This is a genomic window from Ulvibacter litoralis (genome assembly GCF_900102055.1).
Lineage (GTDB): Bacteria > Bacteroidota > Bacteroidia > Flavobacteriales > Flavobacteriaceae > Ulvibacter > Ulvibacter litoralis.
Map to the genome: position 1 here is coordinate 104,374 of NZ_FNBA01000001.1, position 22,767 is coordinate 127,140.

At 36.5% G+C, this 22,767-nt stretch carries 19 protein-coding genes; 12 read left to right on the forward strand and 7 right to left on the reverse strand.

Translation table 11 applies throughout. The annotated features are described in order from the left end of the window. Nucleotides 1-24: 24 nt before the first annotated feature. The gene (locus BLQ00_RS00580) at nt 25-1,476 is read right to left on the reverse strand and encodes a M20/M25/M40 family metallo-hydrolase (RefSeq protein ID WP_093139368.1); all 1,452 of its coding nucleotides are present in this window, start codon (nt 1,474-1,476) and stop codon (nt 25-27) included. Nucleotides 1,477-1,635: 159 nt separating this feature from the next. On the opposite strand from BLQ00_RS00580, the gene BLQ00_RS00585 reads away from it, so the two are divergent. Continuing rightward, nucleotides 1,636-2,187: a sigma-70 family RNA polymerase sigma factor gene (locus tag BLQ00_RS00585; RefSeq protein WP_093139369.1), complete on the forward strand. Its 552-nt coding sequence runs from the start codon at nt 1,636-1,638 to the stop codon at nt 2,185-2,187. Nucleotides 2,188-2,194: 7 nt separating this feature from the next. After that, nucleotides 2,195-2,437, forward strand: a complete 243-nt coding sequence (locus tag BLQ00_RS00590) for a hypothetical protein (protein ID WP_093139371.1) — start codon at nt 2,195-2,197, stop codon at nt 2,435-2,437. Here BLQ00_RS00590 and BLQ00_RS00595 read toward each other — a convergent pair. Beyond that, a complete protein-coding gene (locus BLQ00_RS00595; protein ID WP_093139372.1) occupies nt 2,429-3,250 on the reverse strand; it encodes a UbiA prenyltransferase family protein in 822 nt (273 codons plus the stop codon). The genes BLQ00_RS00590 and BLQ00_RS00595 overlap by 9 nt on opposite strands. Nucleotides 3,251-3,379: 129 nt before the next feature. Between BLQ00_RS00595 and gcvP the strand changes: the two genes are divergently transcribed. The 8 genes from gcvP to BLQ00_RS00635 all read left to right on the forward strand — a co-directional run bounded on the left by gcvP (nt 3,380) and on the right by BLQ00_RS00635 (nt 13,323). Then, complete coding sequence (gene gcvP / locus BLQ00_RS00600) at nt 3,380-6,235, forward strand: aminomethyl-transferring glycine dehydrogenase (protein WP_093139374.1); 2,856 nt, start codon at nt 3,380-3,382, stop codon at nt 6,233-6,235. A 226-nt stretch (nt 6,236-6,461) separates the two neighbouring features. Next, a complete protein-coding gene (locus BLQ00_RS00605) occupies nt 6,462-7,520 on the forward strand; it encodes a 3-oxoacyl-ACP synthase III family protein (RefSeq protein WP_093139376.1) in 1,059 nt (352 codons plus the stop codon). 2 nt (nt 7,521-7,522) lie between these two features. Further along, a complete protein-coding gene (locus tag BLQ00_RS00610; RefSeq protein ID WP_093139377.1) occupies nt 7,523-8,044 on the forward strand; it encodes a class I SAM-dependent methyltransferase in 522 nt (173 codons plus the stop codon). Further along, nucleotides 8,044-8,892 carry a glycosyltransferase family 2 protein gene (locus BLQ00_RS00615; RefSeq protein WP_093139379.1) on the forward strand — a complete coding sequence of 283 codons (849 nt, stop codon included), beginning with the start codon at nt 8,044-8,046 and terminating at the stop codon, nt 8,890-8,892. Before BLQ00_RS00610 ends, BLQ00_RS00615 begins: the two co-directional genes overlap by 1 nt. Nucleotides 8,893-8,964: 72 nt before the next feature. Further along, on the forward strand, nt 8,965-10,074 hold the full coding sequence (locus BLQ00_RS00620) for an alkaline phosphatase (protein WP_093139381.1): 1,110 nt from the start codon (nt 8,965-8,967) through the stop codon (nt 10,072-10,074). A gap of 64 nt (nt 10,075-10,138) precedes the next feature. Next, nucleotides 10,139-10,879 carry an MlaE family ABC transporter permease gene (locus BLQ00_RS00625; RefSeq protein WP_093139382.1) on the forward strand — a complete coding sequence of 247 codons (741 nt, stop codon included), beginning with the start codon at nt 10,139-10,141 and terminating at the stop codon, nt 10,877-10,879. Continuing rightward, on the forward strand, nt 10,876-11,640 hold the full coding sequence (locus BLQ00_RS00630) for an ABC transporter ATP-binding protein (RefSeq protein WP_093139384.1): 765 nt from the start codon (nt 10,876-10,878) through the stop codon (nt 11,638-11,640). Before BLQ00_RS00625 ends, BLQ00_RS00630 begins: the two co-directional genes overlap by 4 nt. Nucleotides 11,641-11,709: 69 nt before the next feature. Next, nucleotides 11,710-13,323 (forward strand): FG-GAP-like repeat-containing protein, encoded by a 1,614-nt coding sequence (locus BLQ00_RS00635; RefSeq protein WP_093139386.1) that lies wholly within the window; start codon nt 11,710-11,712, stop codon nt 13,321-13,323. 58 nt (nt 13,324-13,381) lie between these two features. Here the strand turns inward: BLQ00_RS00635 and BLQ00_RS00640 are convergent, their stop codons facing one another. From BLQ00_RS00640 to BLQ00_RS00650, 3 genes are read right to left on the reverse strand one after another with little or no spacing between them, the layout of a single operon-like run. Then, nucleotides 13,382-14,833 (reverse strand): DUF389 domain-containing protein, encoded by a 1,452-nt coding sequence (locus BLQ00_RS00640; protein WP_093139387.1) that lies wholly within the window; start codon nt 14,831-14,833, stop codon nt 13,382-13,384. Between the two features lie 5 nt (nt 14,834-14,838). Next, nucleotides 14,839-15,918 carry a mannose-1-phosphate guanylyltransferase gene (locus BLQ00_RS00645; protein ID WP_093139389.1) on the reverse strand — a complete coding sequence of 360 codons (1,080 nt, stop codon included), beginning with the start codon at nt 15,916-15,918 and terminating at the stop codon, nt 14,839-14,841. Nucleotides 15,919-15,922: 4 nt separating this feature from the next. Beyond that, nucleotides 15,923-16,519, reverse strand: coding sequence for a SprT-like domain-containing protein (locus BLQ00_RS00650; RefSeq protein ID WP_093139391.1), 597 nt, complete (start codon nt 16,517-16,519; stop codon nt 15,923-15,925). 232 nt (nt 16,520-16,751) lie between these two features. On the opposite strand from BLQ00_RS00650, the gene BLQ00_RS00655 reads away from it, so the two are divergent. Together BLQ00_RS00655 and BLQ00_RS00660 are read left to right on the forward strand one after the other, a co-directional pair. Next, on the forward strand, nt 16,752-19,133 hold the full coding sequence (locus BLQ00_RS00655) for a TonB-dependent receptor (protein ID WP_093139392.1): 2,382 nt from the start codon (nt 16,752-16,754) through the stop codon (nt 19,131-19,133). Between the two features lie 71 nt (nt 19,134-19,204). Then, entirely contained in the window at nt 19,205-20,362 is a 1,158-nt protein-coding gene (locus BLQ00_RS00660; protein WP_093139394.1) for a PepSY-associated TM helix domain-containing protein, read from the forward strand. Here BLQ00_RS00660 and BLQ00_RS00665 read toward each other — a convergent pair. Both BLQ00_RS00665 and BLQ00_RS00670 read right to left on the reverse strand, forming a co-directional pair. Continuing rightward, complete coding sequence (locus BLQ00_RS00665; protein WP_093139395.1) at nt 20,359-21,039, reverse strand: SDR family NAD(P)-dependent oxidoreductase; 681 nt, start codon at nt 21,037-21,039, stop codon at nt 20,359-20,361. The two genes, BLQ00_RS00660 and BLQ00_RS00665, sit on opposite strands and share 4 nt — an antisense overlap. 109 nt (nt 21,040-21,148) lie before the next feature. Then, nucleotides 21,149-22,765, reverse strand: coding sequence for a pyruvate dehydrogenase complex dihydrolipoamide acetyltransferase (locus BLQ00_RS00670; RefSeq protein WP_093139397.1), 1,617 nt, complete (start codon nt 22,763-22,765; stop codon nt 21,149-21,151). Between the last annotated feature and the right edge of the window lie 2 nt (nt 22,766-22,767).

Sequence of the window (22,767 nt, forward strand, 5' to 3'; positions counted from 1 at the left end):
AGCAAGTAATTTAGTTTAAAATCGTTACTCTACGATTATTTTCTTTGAAACAGAATCTTTTCCATCTGTACGTAATGTTGCTACATACACTCCAGAAGGCAATTCTTGTAAAGAAAGAGTTCCTTTTGTTTCAGTAAGCGTTGCTTCAAACACTTGCTTTCCTTGCATATCAACCAATGCTATATGCTCAAAGCTTTTTGTTGCAGCGGTAACATCGTACGTTAATGTTGTAGTATTCACTGCTACAAAAACAGTAGATGCTTGCGTATCATCTACAGATAGCAAATAACTTTTGGAAGCTTCAATTAAATACTCAACACATAATTTTGTGAATTTTGTTGCATGTGTAGCGGTTCCAGAAACAGCAAAGGTGTCACTTGCTGTGTGGATATTCGGATTGTGATCGCCAAAGTTAGCTTCAAAAGGAAAAGAAGCTTTATATCCTTCATTGTTCCAACTAGCGTGATCTGAACATCCATAATTACATAGAGATGTTGCGTATGTTACTTGATGAGAACCCGCAGCGTTATAATGATCTAAAAGTTGCATTAAATATCCGTTCAATTCAGAATTTGTATAATCGGTAATAAAAGAAATGTCATTTGCAGAACCATTATAATTGGTCATATCAAATTGTACTACTGATGTTACGTTAACATTATTTGAACTGTACTCTTGTGCAATTTCTTCAGATCCTACCAATCCAATTTCTTCGGCTGCATACGCCATTACCTCGATAGTTCTTTTTGGAGTAAACCCAATTTCGAATAACGCACGCGTTGCTTCTGTAATGGTTGCGATCCCTGAAGCATCGTCATCTCCTCCTGGTGCATCGTTATTTCCTTGATTAGAGGTAGAATCTAAATGTCCTCCTACGATTACATATTCGTCAGGAATTTCGGCTCCTTCAATGGTCATAATTACAGATGGCATTTGCGTATTTACGTGATTAAACAAACGCACACTTACGTCTGTTCTACCATACGACGCTGCCATTGCTTCCCATTTTGCTTTTAAATCGACTGCAGCTTGGGTTGCAGAAGCTCTGTTGTGGTAACGTGTACCGTAGGCCTCTAATTCTAAAATATGATCTTCAATATTTTGTGTATTAATAACATCCAATGCTTGGTTTACAAATGCATCTTCTGTGATAGTATACGCCATTAAAGCTCCTCTACTCTCAATATTTCCTCTTTTAATAGCAGCTATAGCCGCCTCTTTGTTGGCTTTAAAAATATATCCCGGTCCGTGCACCAATACTTTGTCATGCACGTAGTGCCCTGCTTCTGGAGACATATAAACGGCTGCTTCATTTCTGTATTTCTCTAAGATTTCAACCTCATCGGGGAGATCATTTTTAAGTTCTAAAGCATCTTGCAATGCCATTGTTGCGTAAAAATTTTCGGTTTCCTGGGCATAAACTGTAAGTGCAAAACCAAAAGCAAGAATAAGTGTAAAGAGTTTGTTTTTTTTCATAATTGTTTCTGTGTAAGGAGCTATAAATGTAGTTTTTTAATAAAAGCCATGCTCAAATTTAGAACTATTTAACCTTTTAGAGACGATAGAAACTGAAACTTTTCGATTATTCTAGGCAAAACTTTCCTATTTTTGAAAAAAATCATCAGAAGAAAAACTATGTCTTCAGAAAAATTATTCCCTGAAACTTGGGTAGATCGATATTCGGACTACCTATATAACTATACTATTACGCGAGTTAATGACCACGAAATAGCGCAAGATATAGTTTCAGAAACATTTTTAGCAGCACTTAAATCGAAGGCGAATTTTAAAGGGGAAGCTTCTGAAAGAACGTGGTTGATTTCGATTTTAAAGCGAAAAGTGATAGACCACTATCGTAAAATTAACTCCCGAAAAGGAAAAGCGGAAGTTAGAATGAACTATTCTGATGAAGATTCGGAAGGAGATTGGTTAGAAGAACGCGTAAGCGACCCTTTTGACAAAACTGCTGAAGACACTATGGAAAATGAAGAGTTAGGATTGGCAATTTTAAATTGTTTAGGTAAGTTAAATGAAAAACAAGCGACCATTTTTAAAATGAAAACCATAGAAGGTTTTGAAACTGAAGCTATTTGTAATGAATTCAATATTACTGCGTCTAATCTATGGGTAATCATTCATCGCGCAAGAAAATCGATGGCCGATTGTTTAGAAGAAAATTGGTTTTAAAAAAGATATGAAGCTATTTATAAACTGTGAAGAAGCAGGTCACAAATGTGACAAAGCTCAATATAGCGAAGCAACTATATTTGAGAAAATTAAGTTATTGACGCATAAACTTTTTTGCGCCAATTGTCGCGGGTATTCATCTAGGAACACCAAACTCACCAAGGCAATAAAAAAATCGAAACCGCAAATCCTTCCGAAGGAACAAAAAGAAGTGATGAAAGAGCAAATTAGGCAACAATTATCAAAATAAGCTTTCTAATACAACGAAAAGTCCCCACCAAAAAATAGGTACACTCTCCACCCAAAAAGAAGCAAAATACCTCGTTTGTTTTTTTTTCGAAGCAATTAACAATACTCCTATTAGCAAACACACAAACAACAAGCTATACAAATAGTTTGAAGAAAGCACATCCTTAAAACCTTCTACTAAAATACACAACATCAATAAAACGACTCCAAAAAGTTTCGTTTTACGTATTCCTATTTGCTGCGGAAGGGTTTTTAGAGCAGTGACATCGTACCGAAGATCGCGTATTTCGAACGGAAGTATTAATGCTACCACGATAAAAAAGCGTTGTACAAATGTAAGCCAATCGTCTGTTGTTAATTCCACTTTTGAAGCTGCTAAGGGAACAAAAACGGTAACACCCGCCCAAACCACTGCTACGATAAAAATTTTTAATCCGGAAAAGGTTCTTAAATTCTTATGTTTCAGAAAGGGAACCGCATAAAAAAAAGTAAGCATTGCAAAAACTCCTACCATGACCAATGTGTGAACGGAAAGATGGAATAGAAAAAAGAGTAATATTCCGAAGCAAAAAAAAGAAAAAACCTGAATCGTCTTTAAACTATCTGTCAAATTTCGATGCTGCAATCCCGCTACTTCGGCATATTTCACAAAATTATACCCCGTTATGGTTCCAAAAAACACAAAACCTAACAAATAATAGGGAATTGCTAAGTCGTATTCCATTACGGTAACCCCTACCAAAGCAACCACAGCTAAAGCTACATGAATGCTAGAATTTATATAAAAACGAAAGAGGCGTTTTAGGAGGTTCATCGCGTAAAAATAGCGAAAGTGTTCATAACCTTCTTTTTTAGTTGAAAAATACTGCGTTTACTCTCTTTAAAAAAATAAAAAATAGTATTAAAAACCGTATTTTTGCACCCTAATTTCAAATGCAAATTAATGAACACAGATTCTTTTGCCTTACGTCACATTGGTCCTCGTAGAAGCGACCTTTCTGAAATGCTTAAAACCGTTGGAGTTGACTCGATGGAGCAACTAATTTTCGAAACTGTTCCAGACGATATTCGTTTACAGAAGGAACTAAACCTCGATCCAGCCTTAAGCGAACATGAATACCTAGAACATATAAATGAGCTAGCAGCTAAAAACAAAGTTTTTAAAACATATATTGGTTTGGGATACAACCAATCCATCTCTCCTCCAGTAATCCAACGTAACATTCTTGAAAATCCGGGATGGTACACTGCATATACACCTTACCAAGCTGAAATCGCCCAAGGGAGATTAGAAGCCTTGTTAAATTTCCAAACCATGGTTATCGATTTAACAGGTATGGAACTTGCGAATGCTTCGTTGTTAGATGAAGCGACTGCTGCTGCAGAAGCAATGGCATTATTATTCGCTGTAAGAGAGCGCGACCAAAAGAAAAACAATGTTGTAAAATTCTTCGTTTCTGAAGAAGTATTACCACAAACATTATCGCTATTACAAACTAGATCGCAGCCTTTAGGAATCGAATTAGTCGTTGGAAATCATGAAACATTTGATTTTTCTTCGGAATTCTTCGGAATGATTCTTCAATATCCAGGAAAAACTGGACGTGTATATAATTATAAAGAGTTTATTGCAAAAGCAAAAGATGCACAAATTAAAGTTGCGGTTGCAGCCGACATCTTAAGCTTGGTAAAATTAGAATCGCCAGGTAATTTTGGAGTAGATGTTGTTGTAGGAACGACTCAACGTTTCGGAATTCCATTAGGGTATGGAGGCCCTCACGCTGCCTTTTTCGCAACTAAAGACGAATACAAACGTAGCATTCCAGGACGTATTATTGGAGTTACCAAAGATACCGATGGCAATCGTGCTTTGCGTATGGCACTTCAAACTCGTGAGCAGCATATTAAACGTGATAAAGCAACCTCTAACATATGTACTGCACAAGTACTTCTTGCAGTTATGGCTGGAATGTACGCCGTATATCACGGTCCGAGAGGCTTAGAAGATATTGCGACTAAATTGCACAATAAGGCAGTAACGTTGGCAGATTCATTGGAAAACTTAGGATACTTTCAAGCAAACGAAACCTATTTCGATACCATTGCCATTAAAACAGAAGCTTCAAAAATTAAAGCAATTGCTGAAGCCAATGAAGTGAACTTTTACTATCCAGACGACGCGACTGTTTCTATTTCTTTAAATGAAACAACTACGTTAAAAGACATTAATAGAATTGTACGCATTTTTGCCGAAGCTGCTCAAAAAGAAGCTTCAGAAATCACTGAATTACTTATTGGAAATAAAATTCCGAAGGAAGTAAACAGAAAAACAGATTTTTTAACCAACGAGGTTTTCAATTCGTATCACAGCGAAACGGAATTGATGCGCTATATTAAAAAATTAGAGCGTAAAGATTTATCGTTAAATCACTCTATGATTTCGTTAGGATCTTGTACTATGAAACTAAATGCTGCGGCTGAAATGCTTCCGTTAAGTGACCCTCAATGGGGAAACATGCACCCTTTTGTACCTGTTGCGCAAGCGGAAGGATACCAATTGATGCTTAGAAAATTAGAACAACAACTTACTGAAATCACTGGATTTGCAGGCACTTCATTACAACCAAACTCTGGGGCTCAAGGAGAGTATGCAGGGTTAATGGTTATTAGAGCGTACCACGAATCTCGCGGTGATGCACATAGAAATATTTGCCTAATCCCATCCTCTGCGCACGGAACAAATCCGGCAAGTGCAGTCATGGCTGGAATGAAAGTAGTTGTTACCAAAGCAACTGTTGAAGGAAATATTGATGTTGACGATTTAAGAGAAAAAGCAGCATTACACAAAGACAACTTAGCGTGTTTAATGGTAACATACCCTTCGACACATGGTGTGTACGAATCGGCAATTAAAGAAGTTACAAGTTTAATTCACGAAAACGGCGGACAAGTATATATGGACGGTGCAAACATGAATGCACAAGTAGCCCTTACAAATCCAGGTGCTATTGGCGCAGACGTTTGTCACTTAAACCTACACAAAACCTTTGCAATTCCACACGGTGGTGGAGGTCCAGGAGTAGGTCCAATTTGTGTTGCAAAACAATTAGTTCCGTTTTTACCAACAAATCCAGTCATTGAAACTGGAGGAGAAAATGCTATTTCGGCAATTTCAGCTGCTCCTTGGGGAAGCTCTTTGGTGTGTTTAATATCGTACGCATACATCACTATGCTTGGTGTTGACGGTTTAAAGAAATCGACACAATATGCTATTTTAAACGCAAACTATATTAAAGAACGTCTTAGCGGACATTTTGATGTATTATACACAGGAGAACGCGGTCGTGCAGCACACGAAATGATTGTAGATTGTCGTCCATTTAAAGAAAATGGAATTGAAGTAACTGACATCGCAAAACGATTAATGGATTATGGTTTTCACGCACCAACTGTTTCGTTTCCGGTAGCAGGAACATTAATGATTGAACCAACAGAAAGTGAAAGTAAGGCAGAGTTAGACCGTTTTTGTGACGCTATGATATCGATTCGCAAAGAGATTGATGCTTCAGAGAAAGACAATGCTAACAATGTTCTTAAAAATTCACCACATACCTTAACAATGGTAACTAGCGACACTTGGGAGTTTCCTTACTCTAGACAAGAAGCTGCTTTTCCGTTAGCGTATGTATCTGAAAATAAATTTTGGCCTACTGTACGTAGAGTTGATGACGCTTTTGGAGACCGTAACTTAATTTGCAGTTGCGAGCCTATTGAAGCGTATATGGAAACTAATGCATAGCACTGTTTTTTATACTAAAAGACCTTTCTACGGAAGGGTCTTTTTTTAATCAAATAACGCGCAACGACAATAATTACATTATAGAATTCTAGTTATTTAACCAAATAATTGTATAATACCCAAAAGAACGGAGTATTATTGAGAATTTGAGAAAGTAAAATTATTTCATTACTTCGGATGTTGTTAGGTTAGACCTTTTATGTACTTTTAAAAAAATTTTATAACAATGGGTGTTACCATTACAGGCATAGGCAGCTATATCCCCAGCGGAATTGCCAGAAACGATCAATTTGAAAACCACAATTTCTTTAATGAAGATGGTTCTCGATTTGGACATGAAAATGAGATCATTATAAAGAAGTTTAAAGCGATCACTGGCATTGCTGAAAGACGCTATATTAAAGACAATTTAACTACTTCAGACATTGCATCGTATGCCGCTCAAAAGGCGATTGACAATGCAAAAATTGACCCTGAAACGTTGGACTATATTATTGTAGCCCACAACTATGGAGATGTAAAACATGGCGATGCACAAAGTGATACCGTTCCTAGTATCGCAACACGTGTAAAGCACAATTTAAAAATTAAAAATCCTTCGTGTGTTGGATACGATGTCCTTTTTGGATGTCCAGGTTGGATAGAAGGTATGATTCAAGCGAATGCTTTTATCAAGGCTGGAATCGCAAAAAGATGTTTGATTATTGGCGCAGAAGCGCTTTCAAGAGTCATAGATCCACACGATAGAGATTCGATGATTTATAGCGATGGTGCAGGTGCGGCTATTATCGAGTTTACTGATGAAGCAAGTGGTATCTTATCTCATAAAACTGCAACATACACCTACGACGAGGCCCATTATATTTATTTTGGTCCCTCTAACAACCATGATTTAGAGGAAGAACGCCGTTACATAAAAATGTACGGTCGGAAAATTTACGAATTTGCGCTTAACAATGTTCCAGACGCTATGAAGGAATGTTTGGATGCAAGTGGTCAAAGCATTGATGATTTGAAAAAAATATTTATTCATCAAGCGAATGAAAAAATGGACGAAGCAATCGTAAAACGCTTTTATGGCTTATATGACAAACCGATTCCTGCCGATGTTATGCCAATGACCATTGAAGAGTTAGGAAATTCTAGTGTCGCTACAGTTCCTACTTTATACGATCTTGTTTTAAACGGGAAATTACAAGGTCAAAAAGTAAACAAAGGTGACATTGTGATGTTTGCTAGCGTTGGCGCTGGGATGAATATTAATGCAATTGTTTACAGAGTATAATAATGTACGAAGGCAAATTTCCAAAGAAGAGATACAAGCATACCTTTCAGTTTTTAGAAGAAGTTATTACAAAAGAGCATTCAATTTTAGATTTAGGAGTGTCCAATCCTTTTTCTGAAATTTTACAAAAGGAAGGCTACAATGTAACTAACACAGGAGGTGAAGACCTTGATTTAGATACTTCTGCTGTAAAAACGAACGACTATGATGTGGTTACAGCATTCGAAATTTTTGAACATTTAGTTTCTCCTTTTAATGTATTGAATGACATTAAAGCTAAAAAACTTATAGCCTCTGTTCCTTTAAAATTATGGTTTGCTTCTGCATATAGAAGTAAAACTGATAAATGGGACCGTCATTATCACGAATTTGAAGATTGGCAATTTGACTGGTTGTTAGAAAAAGCAGGTTGGAAGATTAAAAAAAGCATTCAATTTACCAATCCTGTAAAAAAAATAGGCTTTCGCCCTATTCTTAGACGATTCACACCAAGGTACTATTTGGTGTACGCCGAACGTATATAATGAAAATTTACATTGTCATACCCGCCTATAACGAAGAAGCTTCCATAACACGTACGCTTCAGTCGTTAGCGAAACAAAGCTTTTTACCGGAAAAGATTCTTGTGGTAAATGACAATTCAACAGACAACACTCAAAAATGCATCGATGCAGTTGCTGAAAAATATCCCTTCATCCACTCCGTTTCGTTTTCTTCCGAAGCAATACATCAACCCGGAAGTAAAGTAATTAACGCCTTTAATAAAGGACTAGAAACTCTTGACACAAACTACGACATTATCTGTAAGTTTGATGCTGATCTTATTTTCCCTGAAAATTACCTCCAACGCATTGCAGCCCTTTTTAAAGAAAATCCGACCTGCGGAATGGCTGGAGGATTTTGTTATATTGAAAAAAAGGGAGAATGGGTGTTAGAAAATCTCACCAATAAAGATCACATTCGAGGCGCCTTAAAAGCGTATCGAAAAGCGTGCTTCAACCAAATGAATGGTTTAAAGAATACCATGGGTTGGGATACTATAGACGAATTACTTGCACAGTATCACGGCTGGAGTGTAAAAACGGATCCTACGTTACACGTAAAACACTTAAAACCTACAGGCGCATCGTATTCAAAAGGCGCAAAATTTAAACAAGGAGAAGCTTTTTATAAAATGCGCTACGGAAAGATCCTCACGCATATTGCAGCTGCAAAATTAGCATTCAGAAAGAAGAGTTTCACCTACTACTTAAATTGTATAAAAGGATATCACAAAGCGAAAAAGAGTAATGCAGCATTTGTTGTTTCTGAAGAAGAAGGACATTTTATACGAACGCTTCGTTGGAAAGGCATTAAACGCAAATTTTTGTAACCTTATAACCTTCTTTTAACGTTATAAAATATCTTTATCCGTATTTTTGAAAAAGCAAAGTAAACAAACGTTATGAAATTAAAAACACCCCTTTTTATCCTCTCTATTGTAGCTGTTTTCACCTTTTCGTCATGTGTATCATTACAAGTAAACGAAAACGAAGTAACAGTAACTGAAACTACTGTCAAAAAACCTAAAAACATCATTTTTCTTGTTGGGGACGGAATGGGCTTAAGCCAAGTTTCTTCAAGTATTTACTACAATACGAACAAACCAAATTTTGAACGCTTCTCTACGATTGGACTGAGTAAAACTTCTTCATCAAGTGATTTAATTACAGATTCGGCAGCAGGCGCTACGGCTTTTTCTATCGGACTTAAAACCTACAACGGTGCCATTGGTGTTAACAAAGACACCATTGCCGTGGAAACAATTTCAGAAAAACTTTCGAAAAGAGGGTTCGGAATTGGTTTAATTTCAACTTCGTCAATTGTACATGCAACTCCTGCTAGCTTCTTTGCACATTCAAAATCCAGACGTTTGTATGATGATATTGCCGCTTTTTTACCTACTTCAAATGTAGATTTCTTTGCTGGCGGAGGTCTTAAGTTTTTCAATAAGCGTAAAGACGGAAAAAATTTAATTGAAGCGCTTCGGAAAAATGGGTATGATATTAATACAACTGAATTAACCGAGACTGTTTCAGACAAAAAACAAGGATTTCTATTGGCTGAAGATGGTATGCCGAAAATGATTGAAGGCCGTGGTAATTTTTTAGAAAAAGCTACAAAATTGGCGCTTCAGAAATTATCGAAAAACGACACAGGCTTCTTTTTAATGGTTGAAGGTTCTCAAATAGATTGGGGAGGTCACAACAACGAGGCAGACTACTTAATTAGCGAATTAATCGATTTTGATGCTACACTTGGAGCCGCTTTAGATTTTGCCAAACAAAACGGAGAAACGTTAGTCATTGTAACTGCCGATCATGAAACTGGAGGATTCACTTTATCGTCTGATAGTGGAGATTACAACAAAATTAAACCTACTTTTTCTACGAGTGGACATTCCGGAACAATGGTTCCTGTTTTTGCTGAAGGTCCTGGAGCTACTCTATTTAATGGTATTTATGAAAATACTGAGATTTACTATAAAATGCTCTCACTGCTTTCTGAAAAGTAAGGTTTCAGTCCACTTTTAAAAAACAGTCTGTAATATTTGTTACCTTAGCTTTAGCTATACTGATATGAAATACATCGAAGACATTGGTTCTTACTTTATAATGCTAAAAAAAATATTTAGCAGTCCTACTAAGACGTCTGTTTTAAAGGAATTAATTTTTAAAGAAATCGACGATTTAATTATCGATTCGATTCCGATTGTAGCGTTTATTTCATTTTTCGTAGGTGGTGTAGTCGCCATCCAAACAGCTTTAAATATTGACAATCCATTAATTCCAGAATACTTAGTTGGTTTTGCAACACGCCAATCCATTATTTTAGAGTTTGCCCCTACCTTTTTGTCTATTATTATGGCGGGTAAAGTAGGGTCTTTTATTACTTCCAGTATTGGCTCAATGCGAGTTACAGAGCAAATTGACGCCCTAGAAGTTATGGGTATTAACTCACTTAACTATCTTGTTTTTCCAAAGATAGTAGCGATTATGTTTTACCCATTTGTAATCGCTATCGCTATGTTTTTAGGAATTTTAGGCGGATGGGTTGCCGCAGTATATGGCGGATTTAGCTCCTCAGATGCTTTTATACAAGGACTACAAGAAGACTTTATTCCGTTTCACATTATATATGCATTTATAAAAACGTTTGTTTTTGCAATCATTTTAGCGACAGTTCCATCTTGGCAAGGTTATTACATGAAGGGTGGTGCTTTAGAGGTTGGTAAAGCAAGTACAAATTCATTTGTTTGGACCAGTGTCCTTATTATCTTATCCAATTATATAATAACACAACTTCTTTTAAGCTCATGATAAAAGTAGATAACATAAAGAAAAGCTTTGGAGAAGAGGAAATTCTAAAAGGAATTACAACTACTTTCTACAAAGGAAAAACCAATCTTATTATTGGGCAAAGTGGTAGTGGAAAAACAGTACTACTCAAATGTTTAATCGGATTGTTTAAACCTGATGATGGCAATATTTTTTTTGAAGATAAAGCCATTCAGAATATGGATGATGAAGAGCAAAGAACCCTAAGAGAAGAAATAGGCATGCTATTTCAAGGCGGGGCTCTATTTGATTCGATGACTATTGAAGAAAACGTCATGTTCCCACTTCGAATGTTTACCAAACAGAAAAAATCGGAGATGCTTGGGCGAGTAAATGAAGTTCTAAAAAGAGTAAAACTTGAAAATGTAAACAAAAAGTTTCCAGCCGAAATCTCTGGAGGAATGCAAAAAAGGGTTTCGATTGCTAGAGCTATTGTAAATAATCCAAAATACTTATTTTGTGACGAACCAAACTCAGGTTTAGATCCAAAGACAGCAACTGTAATTGATAATTTAATTCAAGAAATTACACACGAAAATAACATTACAACCGTAGTGGTAACTCACGACATGAATTCAGTAATGGAAATTGGAGAAAAAATTGTATTCCTTAAAAACGGCCTTTTAGTATGGCAAGGAGACAATGATCAAATTTTTAAAACAGACAATCAAGACGTTACCGATTTTGTATATTCTTCCAATTTATTTAAGAAAATAAGAGATATTCAAATTAGCGAGCAATAACATTAAGCCCCCTAACCTTTTAAAAATCAAATAATTTAGTTTAATTTTAGCTAGACTAAATTATCCACCATGAAAAAAGGCTTCCTTTTTACTGCCCTCCTTTTTAGCAGTACGTTTCTATTTGCACAAGTATCATTCACCAATCAAAGTTCATTACTTGGAAATTACACAGATTATTCTGAAGTTGCCGTAGATGTAAACAACGACTATCTAGACGATTATGTCCGGATATCGCAAAACGGTATCGGAATAGATTACCAACAAGGAGATCATACATTTAACTCTGTATGGATTCCTATGCCGATTCAAAACGTTCCCGATTGGAGTGTTGCTGCAGGTGACTTAGACGATAACGGACATATCGATTTTGTATTAGGACATAGCTCCCGAGTTTCTTTTCTACTAGCTAACAATGACGGAACAAGTTATTCTGAAATTACACATCCTGAATACATATTCTCTCAACGCTCTACCATTGCCGATATTGATAATGATGGCGATTTAGATTCGTTTGTGTGTCACGATGTGGATTTAAGTCATCCCTATCGAAACGATGGTAACGGGAATATGACCCTAGACCAAACACTAATTCAAACTGTTAATGCCCCAGGAAATTATGCTGCCGTATGGGTAGATTACGATAATGATGGCGACCAAGACATGTACCTTACCAAATGTCGTTCTGGCGCTAGTCCTGGCGACCCTTTTAGAGACAATGCTATGTACACAAATGATGGCTTTGGTGTGTTTACTGAAAATGCGGGTAGTATAGGAATGAAAGACAACGCACAATCATGGTCTACTGTTTTTGAAGATTTTGATAATGATGGTGACTTTGATGCTTTTATAGTAAATCACGATTTTCAAAATAGATTTATGCTAAATGATGGAACAGGAAATTTCACCGATATTATTGGCACGACTCAAATAAACCCTGACGACTTAGGTGCTTGGGAAAATCAGGCAGCCGATTTTGACAATAATGGTTTTGTCGATATTTTTTCTGAAATGTCTAATGAAATATACTTGAACAATGGAGACCTTACCTTTACAGGAATGAGTCTTGATTTTGATGAAGGTGCTATAGGTGACTTTAACAACGATGGTTTTTTAGATGTTGTAAACGACGGAAACCTTTTTATAAACAATGGAAATGCGAACAACTGGGTGAAATTTACGCTTGAAGGCGTTGAAAGCAACCCCAACGGAATTGGAGCTCGCATTCAGATTATGGGAAATTGGGGAACGCAAATGCGAGAAGTTAGATCTGGAGAAGGTTTTAGCCATATGAACTCCTTGGTAGCACATTTTGGAATAGGCTCTGAAACTGAAATAGATCAAGTGGTTGTTACATGGCCTTCAGGAACAGTAGATATTTTTGACACGCTTGACCCGAACATACATCATGTGATTGTAGAAGGAAGTTCTCCATTAGCAACAACCGACTTCAACATTGAAAACCTTTCTTTTTATCCGAATCCTTCAACAGGAATTTTAACTCTTTCAGAAAAAGGGTTTGAAAATGCACAGGTACGTATTATAGATGTGAATGGTAAAATTGTACTAACCACTTATATTTCTTCAGAAAACAGCGTTAACATCACTTCTATCCCTAGCGGAATTTACTTTTTACAACTAACACAAGATACCAAACGAAGTACTTTTAAATTCATAAAAGAATAAAACACGAATTCATAAATTCAATAAAAAAGCCTCTTTACAAAGAGGCTTTTTATTTGTATTATTTAACAACAAGTGTGTCTTTCTTCAACTTATACTTAAGCCACTCATAGAGCTTCTTTTTATCCTTTTTAACAGACTCTACCGTGCTTCCTGCTCCCCAAGTAACATTAAAAATTGTAAGTGTATCAATCTTCTTAAAATTAGAAACAAGCGTATTAGAGTAACTTAATGTCTCAATATTATCGTAATTAATTTTTGCTTCAGCACAAATAGACTCAAAAGGAATCATATCATCTTCAAGCCTACTCAATCTTGAAACTTTCTCTTCTAAATAAATAATTTTTTGATTCTTCGTTAATAAATCTAACGAATCTCTAGAACGCAACTCTTCCATATATCGAACCTCATCTTGAAAGTTATTGTCCTTCACATTTTGATTGATTAATAACTTCGTGTCCTCTAGGGCACTATAACTCAATAACCTATTTTTCAAGATATCCAATGTAGATGACGCAATTTGATCGGTACCAAAAGAAGTTAACTCAATAGTAGATATGTCATTCTCTCTAAAGTGGTATGTAGCATACTTTTTCATGTAGGCTGCATTTGGCAACGCGTCTAATTCTTTTTCAATAAACTCTTTGGCACTATTATTAAAAGCACTTTCTCGTAGTACATTGATAAATGTAAACGTTGCTGGAACCATCACTAAGATAGCCAAAAAGGAAGCAACTCTAGCTATATTTTTACGACGCTTAGAGTTTACATATTTAATCATTGGAAAACGCAACAACTTAAGTACGATAAAGGTTGCTAAGGCAATAAAGATGGTATTTATAATAAATAAATACATAGCTCCCATTGCAAAATTCAATCCTTTAGAGTTATCTGTAAATGCTTCAGCTAAACCGTATCCTACTGTACACAAAGGCGGCATTAAGGCGGTTGCAATTGCAACTCCAAAAATTACACTGGCAATAGTTCCTTTTTTAGTCCGAGCTATAATAAGTGCCAAACCACCAAAAAATGCAATTAAAACATCCCGAATATCTGGTTTTGTTCTCGCTAGTAACTCTGACGATTCTTCACGTAACGGAAACAGCCAAAAGAATAAAAAGGCTGTAAGTACACTCAGCAAAATCATAATCCCGAAATTGATTAATGATTTTTTTAAAGTATCAATATCATTAATAGCAAGTGAAAGTCCTATTCCTAAAATGGGTCCCATTAATGGAGAAATAAGCATGGCTCCAATTACCACAGCTGTCGAATTTGCATTCAACCCGACAGATGCCACAAAAATGGAACAAACAAGAATCCAAGCAGTAGCACCTTTTAAAGGAATATCTCCTTTAATAGCTTCTACTGTACTCTCTCGATCCGTGTCGGCTCTAAAATCTAATAGCTCTACAAAGAATTTCTTTAAACTTTGAAACAATCCTTGTGCATCCTTTTTTAAAGCTGCTTTATTTTGATCGTTAGAATCTTCTGTTTTGAATTGATTATGCATTGTGATTAGGTAAAATTTACGCCAAATTTATGTGATATCTCTGTTAATAATTCCTTAATTTTTTGCTCTTTTTTCTTCGGAAACAAAAGTAATACATCGTCTGTATCTACTACAATATAATCAGTTATCCCATCAATAACAACTAGCTTTTCTGAAGCTGTATATATCATATTGTCTGAAGCATCTACCAAATGAGTAGTAGCGCGTACTGTAGCATTATTATCCTCGTCTTTTTCAAGCTTATCGTGCAATGCACCCCAAGTTCCTAAATCGTTCCAATCGAAAGTGGCCTTCTTCACAAAAACGTTGTTTGCTTTTTCTAGAATACCATAATCGATCGAGATATTTTCAGCCAAACCGTACTGTTTGTCTATAAATTCTTTTTCTTCCGAAGTATTAAAAACTGAATTACCTTCTTCAAACAAAGCTGTCATCGTAGGCATATACGTTTCAAAAGAAGCTGTAATACTTTTCACGCTCCATATAAAAATACCTGCATTCCATACAAAATTACCTTCAGCTATAAATTGTTTTGCGGTTTCGTAATTTGGCTTTTCTCGAAATTGCTTTACTTTTTTTATTTCTGAAGTCGAATTCTTTTCATTTTCAATATACCCATAACCAGTATTCGGAAAGGTGGGCTGAATCCCTAAAGTGACCAACATGTCATTATTTTGAGCCGCAGTAAAACACACCTCTACATCGTTTGCAAAAGCGGCCTCATCTTCAATCCAATGGTCGCTAGGCGCCACTAGCATCACTGCATTGGGATTTTGTTTTTTTATTTTTAACGCCGCCATTAAAATACACGGAGCGGTATTGCGCATGGCAGGCTCTAAGATAACCTGCGATTGATTTATTTCTGGCAGTTGTTCTAACGTAATATCTAAATAGCGATCATTGGTTAGAATTACTATATTTTCCGAAGGGATAATAGCATTTAATCTCGAAAATGTTTTTTGCAATAACGTCTGCCCTGTTCCTAACATATCGTGAAATTGTTTTGGAAACCCTGCTCTACTTACCGGCCAAAATCGGGAACCAATTCCGCCTGCCATTATCACTGCATAATAATCATTCTTCATATTGTTATTTTAAAAATTCCACTTCGGCATTCGGGTTAAATAAATACACGCGTCCTGTTGCTACTTCTAAACATTCAAAACGTTTAATACGTTGTTTTCCACGCTTAAAAATTTTACCATTATACAACCTAAAATGCCCTCCTAAGGGTATTTCAAATATATAGTTTTTATCGTTTGGAGCATCGTAGTGTTTTAGCGCCAGCGCCAATCGCGTATCCGTATCACTTGTAGCCTTTGGGTTTTTAAAATGAAGCGCCAACAACGGCAGCAACTGACTGGGAAAAACTTCGGGTCTAATAAACGGAAGCATGAGTTGTTGAAACGTATGCTTCCACTCTCTTCCATGTGGTTTGATGCGTCTGCCAAACTTTTGAAATGCCACTAAATGTGCAATCTCATGAATTAAAGTGATAAAAAAACGAAATTTATTCAGGTTTGAATTTACCGTAATCTGATGCGCACCATCGGGTAACTTCCGGTAATCTCCATGACGGGTTACACGTTCGTTTACGATTTTAAGATGCACATTATTCATTTTAATCAACTCAAACGTTGGAATAACGGCAGCTTCAGGAATGTATTTTTCAAGGACTTCTGTCATATTTCATAAATACCAAAAACAAAGGTGAAAGCCTTTCTTTAGCACTTCAAAAATACCTAGTCTACTTTAATCAAACACATATTTTAGATAAAAAATAATTCATACATTTCTCTAAATCTCAAAGGGTTATATTTTTTTATTTAAAACAATTCTAAATAGACTTTGAAATCACAATTCCTCAAAGTACATTTGCACTCAATTTATATTTAATCTAAATAAAGATAGTGCCGAAATGAAGTATTTTTCTACCATCCTTTTCATACTTTTCACACATATTGTATTAGCGCAAGAAGCAGCAACAATTACTGGATCTGTAACCGACGACAGCAATAGTCCCGTTCCATTTGCAAGTGTTTATATTGTCGACCTTAACATGGGAACTGCAGCAGATGCTAATGGTCACTTTTCTATAGAAAATGTTCCCTATGGGACTTGGCAGCTAACAGCAAGCGCTTTGGGATATACAATTTTAACACAAACCATTACCTCTAAAGAACCAATCCTTAACGGTGTTAATTTTCAATTGACACATAACAATGAACTTGATCAAGTAGAGGTTTTTGGGAATCGAAACGACCATCCAGATAAAATAGAATCTATTACACGCTTACCGTTAAAACCGTACGAGCAGATTCAAAGTATTTCCGTTCTTTCCGAAAAATTAATTGAAAACCAAGGCGCTTTATCTATAGCCGAAGCTACCAAAAATGTCCCTGGAGTGTACACATTTGCTACGTATGGAAACAAACGTGAAAGTATGTCTTCACGTGGTTTTAGAGGAATTCCAATTTTAAAAAATGGAGTACGCATACACTCCGATTTTCGCGGTGTTGGTATTTTAACCGACATGCAAGGTGTGGATAATATTCAGGTTTTAAAAGGAAATGCTTCCATAACACAAGGAGTCGCAACAGATTTAGGGAGTCCGGGTGGAATTATAAATATTGTAACTAAAACCCCGAAATACACCTCTGGCGGAAGTGTGAGTCTTAGAGGAAATAGTTTTGGTCAAGTTCGCCCTACCTTTGATGTATATGGCCCACTAAACAAAGAAAAAAATATCGCATTCCGTTTAAATGGTGCTTTAGAAAGAGCTGATAGTTTTCGGGATATGGTAGAAAAAGAAAGCTTCTACTTCAATCCTTCTTTTGAATGGGAAATTAATGAGAAGACAACTGTAACACTAGAATTAGATCACTATTACGACAGTCGTACCCCCGATTTAGGAACCGTTAATTTAGGCGAAAATGATGTGAATGCAATTTATGATCTTCCGCATTCTCAATTTTTAGGATTTGAAAATGATCGTTCTATTACTCAAAATACTACCTACGCGATTAGAATGGATCGAGAACTAAGCGATAAACTTACGTTAAAAGGTGCCTTCTATAGTTCTTCCTTAAAACTTGATGATAAAGGAGCGAGTTTAGGTAATGCCATAGAAGAAAACGAAGTAAAACTATACAATACGCGGCAACGTAGTTATTCAACTTCCACTCGAAATGACAATAATAGCGTTCTACAATTCGACTTAATTGGTGATGATATTTACACCGGCTCTATAAAACACACCTTCCAAGTTGGTTTCGACTACCGTTCTTCACGTTTCAGTACTACAAGTCAATCTGCAGGAGTGGTAGACACCATAAATGTATATCAGAATATTGAAAACCGGTTGCCAGATGTTTCGCTAGGAGAAGCAAGTGTTAACGGTGGAAAAACAAACTCTTTAGGATTCGTTGCACAAGATGTAATTTCGTGGAATACCTGGTTAAAAACATTTTTAGGCGCACGTTTTAGCTCAACAGAAACACTATCTGAAGTAGAAAACACACGCAGCGATGCCTTTAATCCATTAGGTGGAATTATCATTTCTCCCATTAAAAATATAAATATTTTTGCTTCCTATACAAATAGTTCTTATCCTCGTACAGCCTCCCGTTTAGGATCTAATGGAGAAGAATTAGGAAACGAACGCTACGACCAATTAGAAACAGGCCTTAAAACCACTTGGCTTAACGATCGATTGCGTTTCAACTTGACACTCTATAAAATAAACAACAAAAACATAAACCTTCCTGTGTATGATGAAACTTGGGCAAACATCCTCTACTATCAAAAAGGTGGAAATGACCAACGTCAAGGGGTGGAAGTAGAAATTACAGGACGTCCTCTTGAAAACTTAGAACTTATCGGTGGTTATGCATACATCGATGCTCAGTATAAAGATCATACTTCTTTTGTTTATGGCTCAGCGCCATTAAATACACCAAAGCATACATTTAATGCCTACGCTAACTATACCTTCAGAAGTAACACATTGGAAGGACTTACAGTAGGTGCAGGAGCTTATTATACAGGAGAACGTCCTATTAATGATTGGTCGTCTGGTCCTGTCACACATCAAGGAATTGTACCCAACCAACAACCTTTTAATGTGGAAGCCTATACGTTAGTTAATTTTCAAGCACAATACAAATTTGACAAAAACTGGAGTGTTCAATTTTTATTGAATAATGTTTTCGACAAAATAGGATACAATGCATACCGAACAAGCTATATAAATCAAACAGATCCTAGAAGCTTTGCAGGAGTATTGCATTATAAATTTTAATTTTTTTTGAGTTGTTAAGTGGTAAGGGCATGACTTAGGTTGTGCCTTTAGTATTGTTTAAAATTCTTGTTATGAAAAAAAGAAAATATACCCTTCGGAAATGTATCAACGATATTCATCTTTGGTTAGGAATTGGTAGTGGAATTATTCTACTGGTAATATGTTTAACTGGAACCGTACTCACGTTTGAAGAAGAGATAAAAAGTCTTTTTGAAGAAGAAATTACTGTGGTTCCTGAAGCCAATACACTTTCCATAGAACAACTCACAAAAAAACTTGCTGAAGAAGGAGACGTAATGCGTGTAAGTATTAGCCCTGAAGCCACAAAACCCTATGAGTTTTCAGTAAAAACAAGCAAGAAAGACAGACGTGGCACTACTTTTTTTATGGACCAATACACAGGAACATATACTAAATCTGCTCCAAATGTATTAGATGGCTTTTTCATGACAATGTTTAAAATGCACCGCTGGTTACTTTTAGACATCTCAATAGGAAGACCCATTGTAGGTATTTCTACTATTATATTTTTAATCCTTTCCATTACTGGTATTGTACTTTGGTTTCCGAAGAAAAAATTAAAAAAACTAAAATGGAAAAATTTAAAGCCTGGGTTTAAAATCGCTTGGCATGCAAAATGGAAACGCCTTAATCATGACTTACACGTTACTTTGGGCTTTTACACCGCTATTTTTTTAGTCATTATGTCGCTTACAGGCTTGTTTTGGTCTTTTGAATGGTATAGGGATGCCGGAAGCGCAGTACTCGGCACAGAGGTTTTTGCAGGTCGCGGTGGTGGGCCAAAAATAAATTCAAAAGTTGATTCGAATGCAATAGATCTTAATTTTGCCAAAGTACTAAAGATTACAAAAAACGAATTACCTTTTGAAGGAACCACTGTTTTGCAAATTCCTAAAAGCAAAAAGGACATCTACAGTGTTCGAAAATACCACGATCAAGATTTTCTACAAACAGCAACAGACGAGCTTAAAATTGATCGCGATGGGACGATTATTTCAAAAGAACTTTTTTCTGAGAAACCTTTAAATGTTCAAATTGCAAGTTCTATAAAACCGCTGCACATGGGAACAATTTTTGGATGGTTCTCAAAATCTATCTATTTTATTTCCTGTCTAATCGCCACGAGTCTTCCTGTAACTGGAATCATTATTTGGCTGAATAAACTAAAAAAGAAACCCAAGAAGCCTTCTTCTAAAAGCATCAATTAAGGAGTAGAGCTGGAAACCTGTAAAATCTTTCCGTTGTAAAATTTATTTCCGTTTAATGAAAAGTCTAAAATATAGGCTGCCATTTCTTTCGCTGTCAATGGCGCTTCATACCCTGGAAACGCTTCTTCTAACATTTCAGTCTGAACTGCTCCCAAAGCCAATGCATTAAACGACGGACCCGTTTCTTTATATTCTTCCGCCCAAAGCTCTGTAAGCGTTAACACCGCACCTTTACTGCTGCTGTATGCACTTAACCCAGGAAACTTCATACTTCCTTGTATGCCGCCCATACTACTTATGGTAAGTACGTGCCCTTGCTTCGGAAGAAAAGGTAGTACCGCTTGTGTAATCGCCGCAACACCAAATACATTAACTGCATATACCTTTTGAAAATCGTCCATTTTTATTTCTGAAAAAGGCGCATTCACTAGTAATCCTGAGTTATTGATAAGCACATCTACCTGTGACCAGTTCTCCTTCACAAATGTTGAAACCTTTTCAATGGAAGAAGCTTCCGTGATATCGAATGAAAAGGCGGTACAATTTTTCAGTCTTAAATCAAGAATGGGCTGTGCGTTTCGTGAAAGAGCCAAGACGTTGTGTCCTGCTTCAGCAAATAACTGCACCAATTCAAAACCAATTCCCCTACTGGTTCCTGTTATAATAATGTTTTTCATAGTTTTTTAAAGATACATAAATCCCGCTATTTTCAGACAAACTGAACCTAGCGGGATTTTATAATACGCGTCTTTGCAGCGTGTAAACAACAAGGACTTTGATTTTATATTACACAAACATTGTTACTGGATTCTCAATGTATTGTCGCAAGGTTTGTAAAAACTTTGCGCCTGTCGCTCCATCAACTGTGCGATGATCGCAAGCCAAGGTAACTGTCATTGTGTTTCCAACAGCAATTGCTCCATTTTTAACTACTGGTTTTTCAACAATAGCTCCTACCGATAAAATGGCAGAATTTGGTGCATTAATAATAGAAGTAAACTCTTTTATACCGAACATTCCTAAGTTAGAAACAGTAAAGGTACTTCCATCCATCTCTTGAGGCGTAATTTTCTTGTTTCTAGCTTTTCCTGCCAACTCTTTTACATTCGCTCCAATTTGAGAGAAGGTCATTTGGTCTGCAAATTTCAATACAGGTACTAAAAGTCCTTCATCTACAGCAACAGCAACCCCAATATGTATGTGTTTTGCAATACGCGTTGCATCACCTGTCCATTGACTGTTTACTTGTGGATGCTTACGCAATGCCATCGCACACGCTTTTACCACCATATCATTGAATGATATTTTCACATCTGGATTTGAATTAATAGCGACACGGGCAGCAATTGCGTGGTCCATATCCAACTCTACCGTTAAATAATAGTGTGGTGCACTAAATTTAGATTCGCCCAAACGTTTTGCAATGGTTTTACGCATTTGAGAGTTCTTAACCTCTTCAAAGCTTTCAACCCCTACTGGCGTATATGCTTGCGCTCCACCTGCTGTAGGTTGGTAATTTTCAATATCACTTTTTACAATACGTCCATTTTCACCACTTCCTTGAACTTGCGCCAAGTTAATTCCTTTATCTTCCGCCATCTTTTTAGCTAGAGGAGATGCAAAAATACGTCCGCCGTCATTAGTTACTGCAGGTTGTGAAACGGATTTCTTAGCAGTTGTTTCAGTTTTAGAAGCCTCTTGTTTTGGAGCTTCCTTTTTTTCTTCTTTTACTTCGGAAGCTTTTTCAGCTTTGTTGTAGCTTTCCGTAAGACCAGAAACATCGGTTCCTTTAGGACCAATAATCGCGAGTAACGAATCTACGGGAGCAGACTCACCTTCTTGAATTCCAATTTTCAGTAAGACACCACTGTTGAAAGATTCAAACTCCATGGTGGCTTTATCGGTTTCAATTTCAGCTAAAATATCACCTTCTTCAACAGCATCACCTTCTTTTTTAAGCCAAGTAGCAACTGTCCCTTCGGTCATCGTATCACTAAGACGAGGCATAGTAACCATAACAACCCCTTCAGGTAATTCAGTTTCCTTTGAGCTAGTCTCTTCTTTCGTTTCTGTTTTAGTAGCCTCCGCTTCTTCTTTCGAATCTGAAGCTTCTTCTTTTTCTTCTGACTTTCCGTCGCCAGAAATCAGACTTGAAATATCTTCGTCTTTTTCACCTATAATTGCCAACAGTGTATCTACAGGAGCAGTTTCCCCCTCTTGAATACCAATATGAAGCAATACACCTTCGTTAAAAGATTCAAACTCCATGGTGGCTTTATCGGTTTCAATTTCGGCAAGAATATCACCTTCATTTACTGTATCGCCTACTTTTTTAAGCCAGGTTGCTACAGTTCCTTCTTCCATTGTATCGCTCAATCGCGGCATGTTGATTACTTCTGCCATAT

What these genes read in the sequence shown, in the direction of transcription:
- BLQ00_RS00585 (WP_093139369.1), top strand. Translation starts at nt 1,636, where the DNA reads ATGTCTTCAGAAAAATTATTCCCTGAAACTTGGGTAGATCGATATTCG.
- gcvP (WP_093139374.1), top strand. Translation starts at nt 3,380, where the DNA reads ATGAACACAGATTCTTTTGCCTTACGTCACATTGGTCCTCGTAGAAGC.
- BLQ00_RS00660 (WP_093139394.1), top strand. Translation starts at nt 19,205, where the DNA reads ATGAAAAAAAGAAAATATACCCTTCGGAAATGTATCAACGATATTCAT.
- BLQ00_RS00670 (WP_093139397.1), bottom strand. Translation starts at nt 22,765, where the DNA reads ATGGCAGAAGTAATCAACATGCCGCGATTGAGCGATACAATGGAAGAA.
- BLQ00_RS00580 (WP_093139368.1), bottom strand. Translation starts at nt 1,476, where the DNA reads ATGAAAAAAAACAAACTCTTTACACTTATTCTTGCTTTTGGTTTTGCA.
- BLQ00_RS00640 (WP_093139387.1), bottom strand. Translation starts at nt 14,833, where the DNA reads ATGCATAATCAATTCAAAACAGAAGATTCTAACGATCAAAATAAAGCA.
- BLQ00_RS00610 (WP_093139377.1), top strand. Translation starts at nt 7,523, where the DNA reads ATGTACGAAGGCAAATTTCCAAAGAAGAGATACAAGCATACCTTTCAG.
- BLQ00_RS00595 (WP_093139372.1), bottom strand. Translation starts at nt 3,250, where the DNA reads ATGAACCTCCTAAAACGCCTCTTTCGTTTTTATATAAATTCTAGCATT.
- BLQ00_RS00665 (WP_093139395.1), bottom strand. Translation starts at nt 21,039, where the DNA reads ATGAAAAACATTATTATAACAGGAACCAGTAGGGGAATTGGTTTTGAA.
- BLQ00_RS00650 (WP_093139391.1), bottom strand. Translation starts at nt 16,519, where the DNA reads ATGACAGAAGTCCTTGAAAAATACATTCCTGAAGCTGCCGTTATTCCA.
- BLQ00_RS00655 (WP_093139392.1), top strand. Translation starts at nt 16,752, where the DNA reads ATGAAGTATTTTTCTACCATCCTTTTCATACTTTTCACACATATTGTA.
- BLQ00_RS00630 (WP_093139384.1), top strand. Translation starts at nt 10,876, where the DNA reads ATGATAAAAGTAGATAACATAAAGAAAAGCTTTGGAGAAGAGGAAATT.
- BLQ00_RS00590 (WP_093139371.1), top strand. Translation starts at nt 2,195, where the DNA reads ATGAAGCTATTTATAAACTGTGAAGAAGCAGGTCACAAATGTGACAAA.
- BLQ00_RS00625 (WP_093139382.1), top strand. Translation starts at nt 10,139, where the DNA reads ATGAAATACATCGAAGACATTGGTTCTTACTTTATAATGCTAAAAAAA.
- BLQ00_RS00645 (WP_093139389.1), bottom strand. Translation starts at nt 15,918, where the DNA reads ATGAAGAATGATTATTATGCAGTGATAATGGCAGGCGGAATTGGTTCC.
- BLQ00_RS00615 (WP_093139379.1), top strand. Translation starts at nt 8,044, where the DNA reads ATGAAAATTTACATTGTCATACCCGCCTATAACGAAGAAGCTTCCATA.
- BLQ00_RS00605 (WP_093139376.1), top strand. Translation starts at nt 6,462, where the DNA reads ATGGGTGTTACCATTACAGGCATAGGCAGCTATATCCCCAGCGGAATT.
- BLQ00_RS00635 (WP_093139386.1), top strand. Translation starts at nt 11,710, where the DNA reads ATGAAAAAAGGCTTCCTTTTTACTGCCCTCCTTTTTAGCAGTACGTTT.
- BLQ00_RS00620 (WP_093139381.1), top strand. Translation starts at nt 8,965, where the DNA reads ATGAAATTAAAAACACCCCTTTTTATCCTCTCTATTGTAGCTGTTTTC.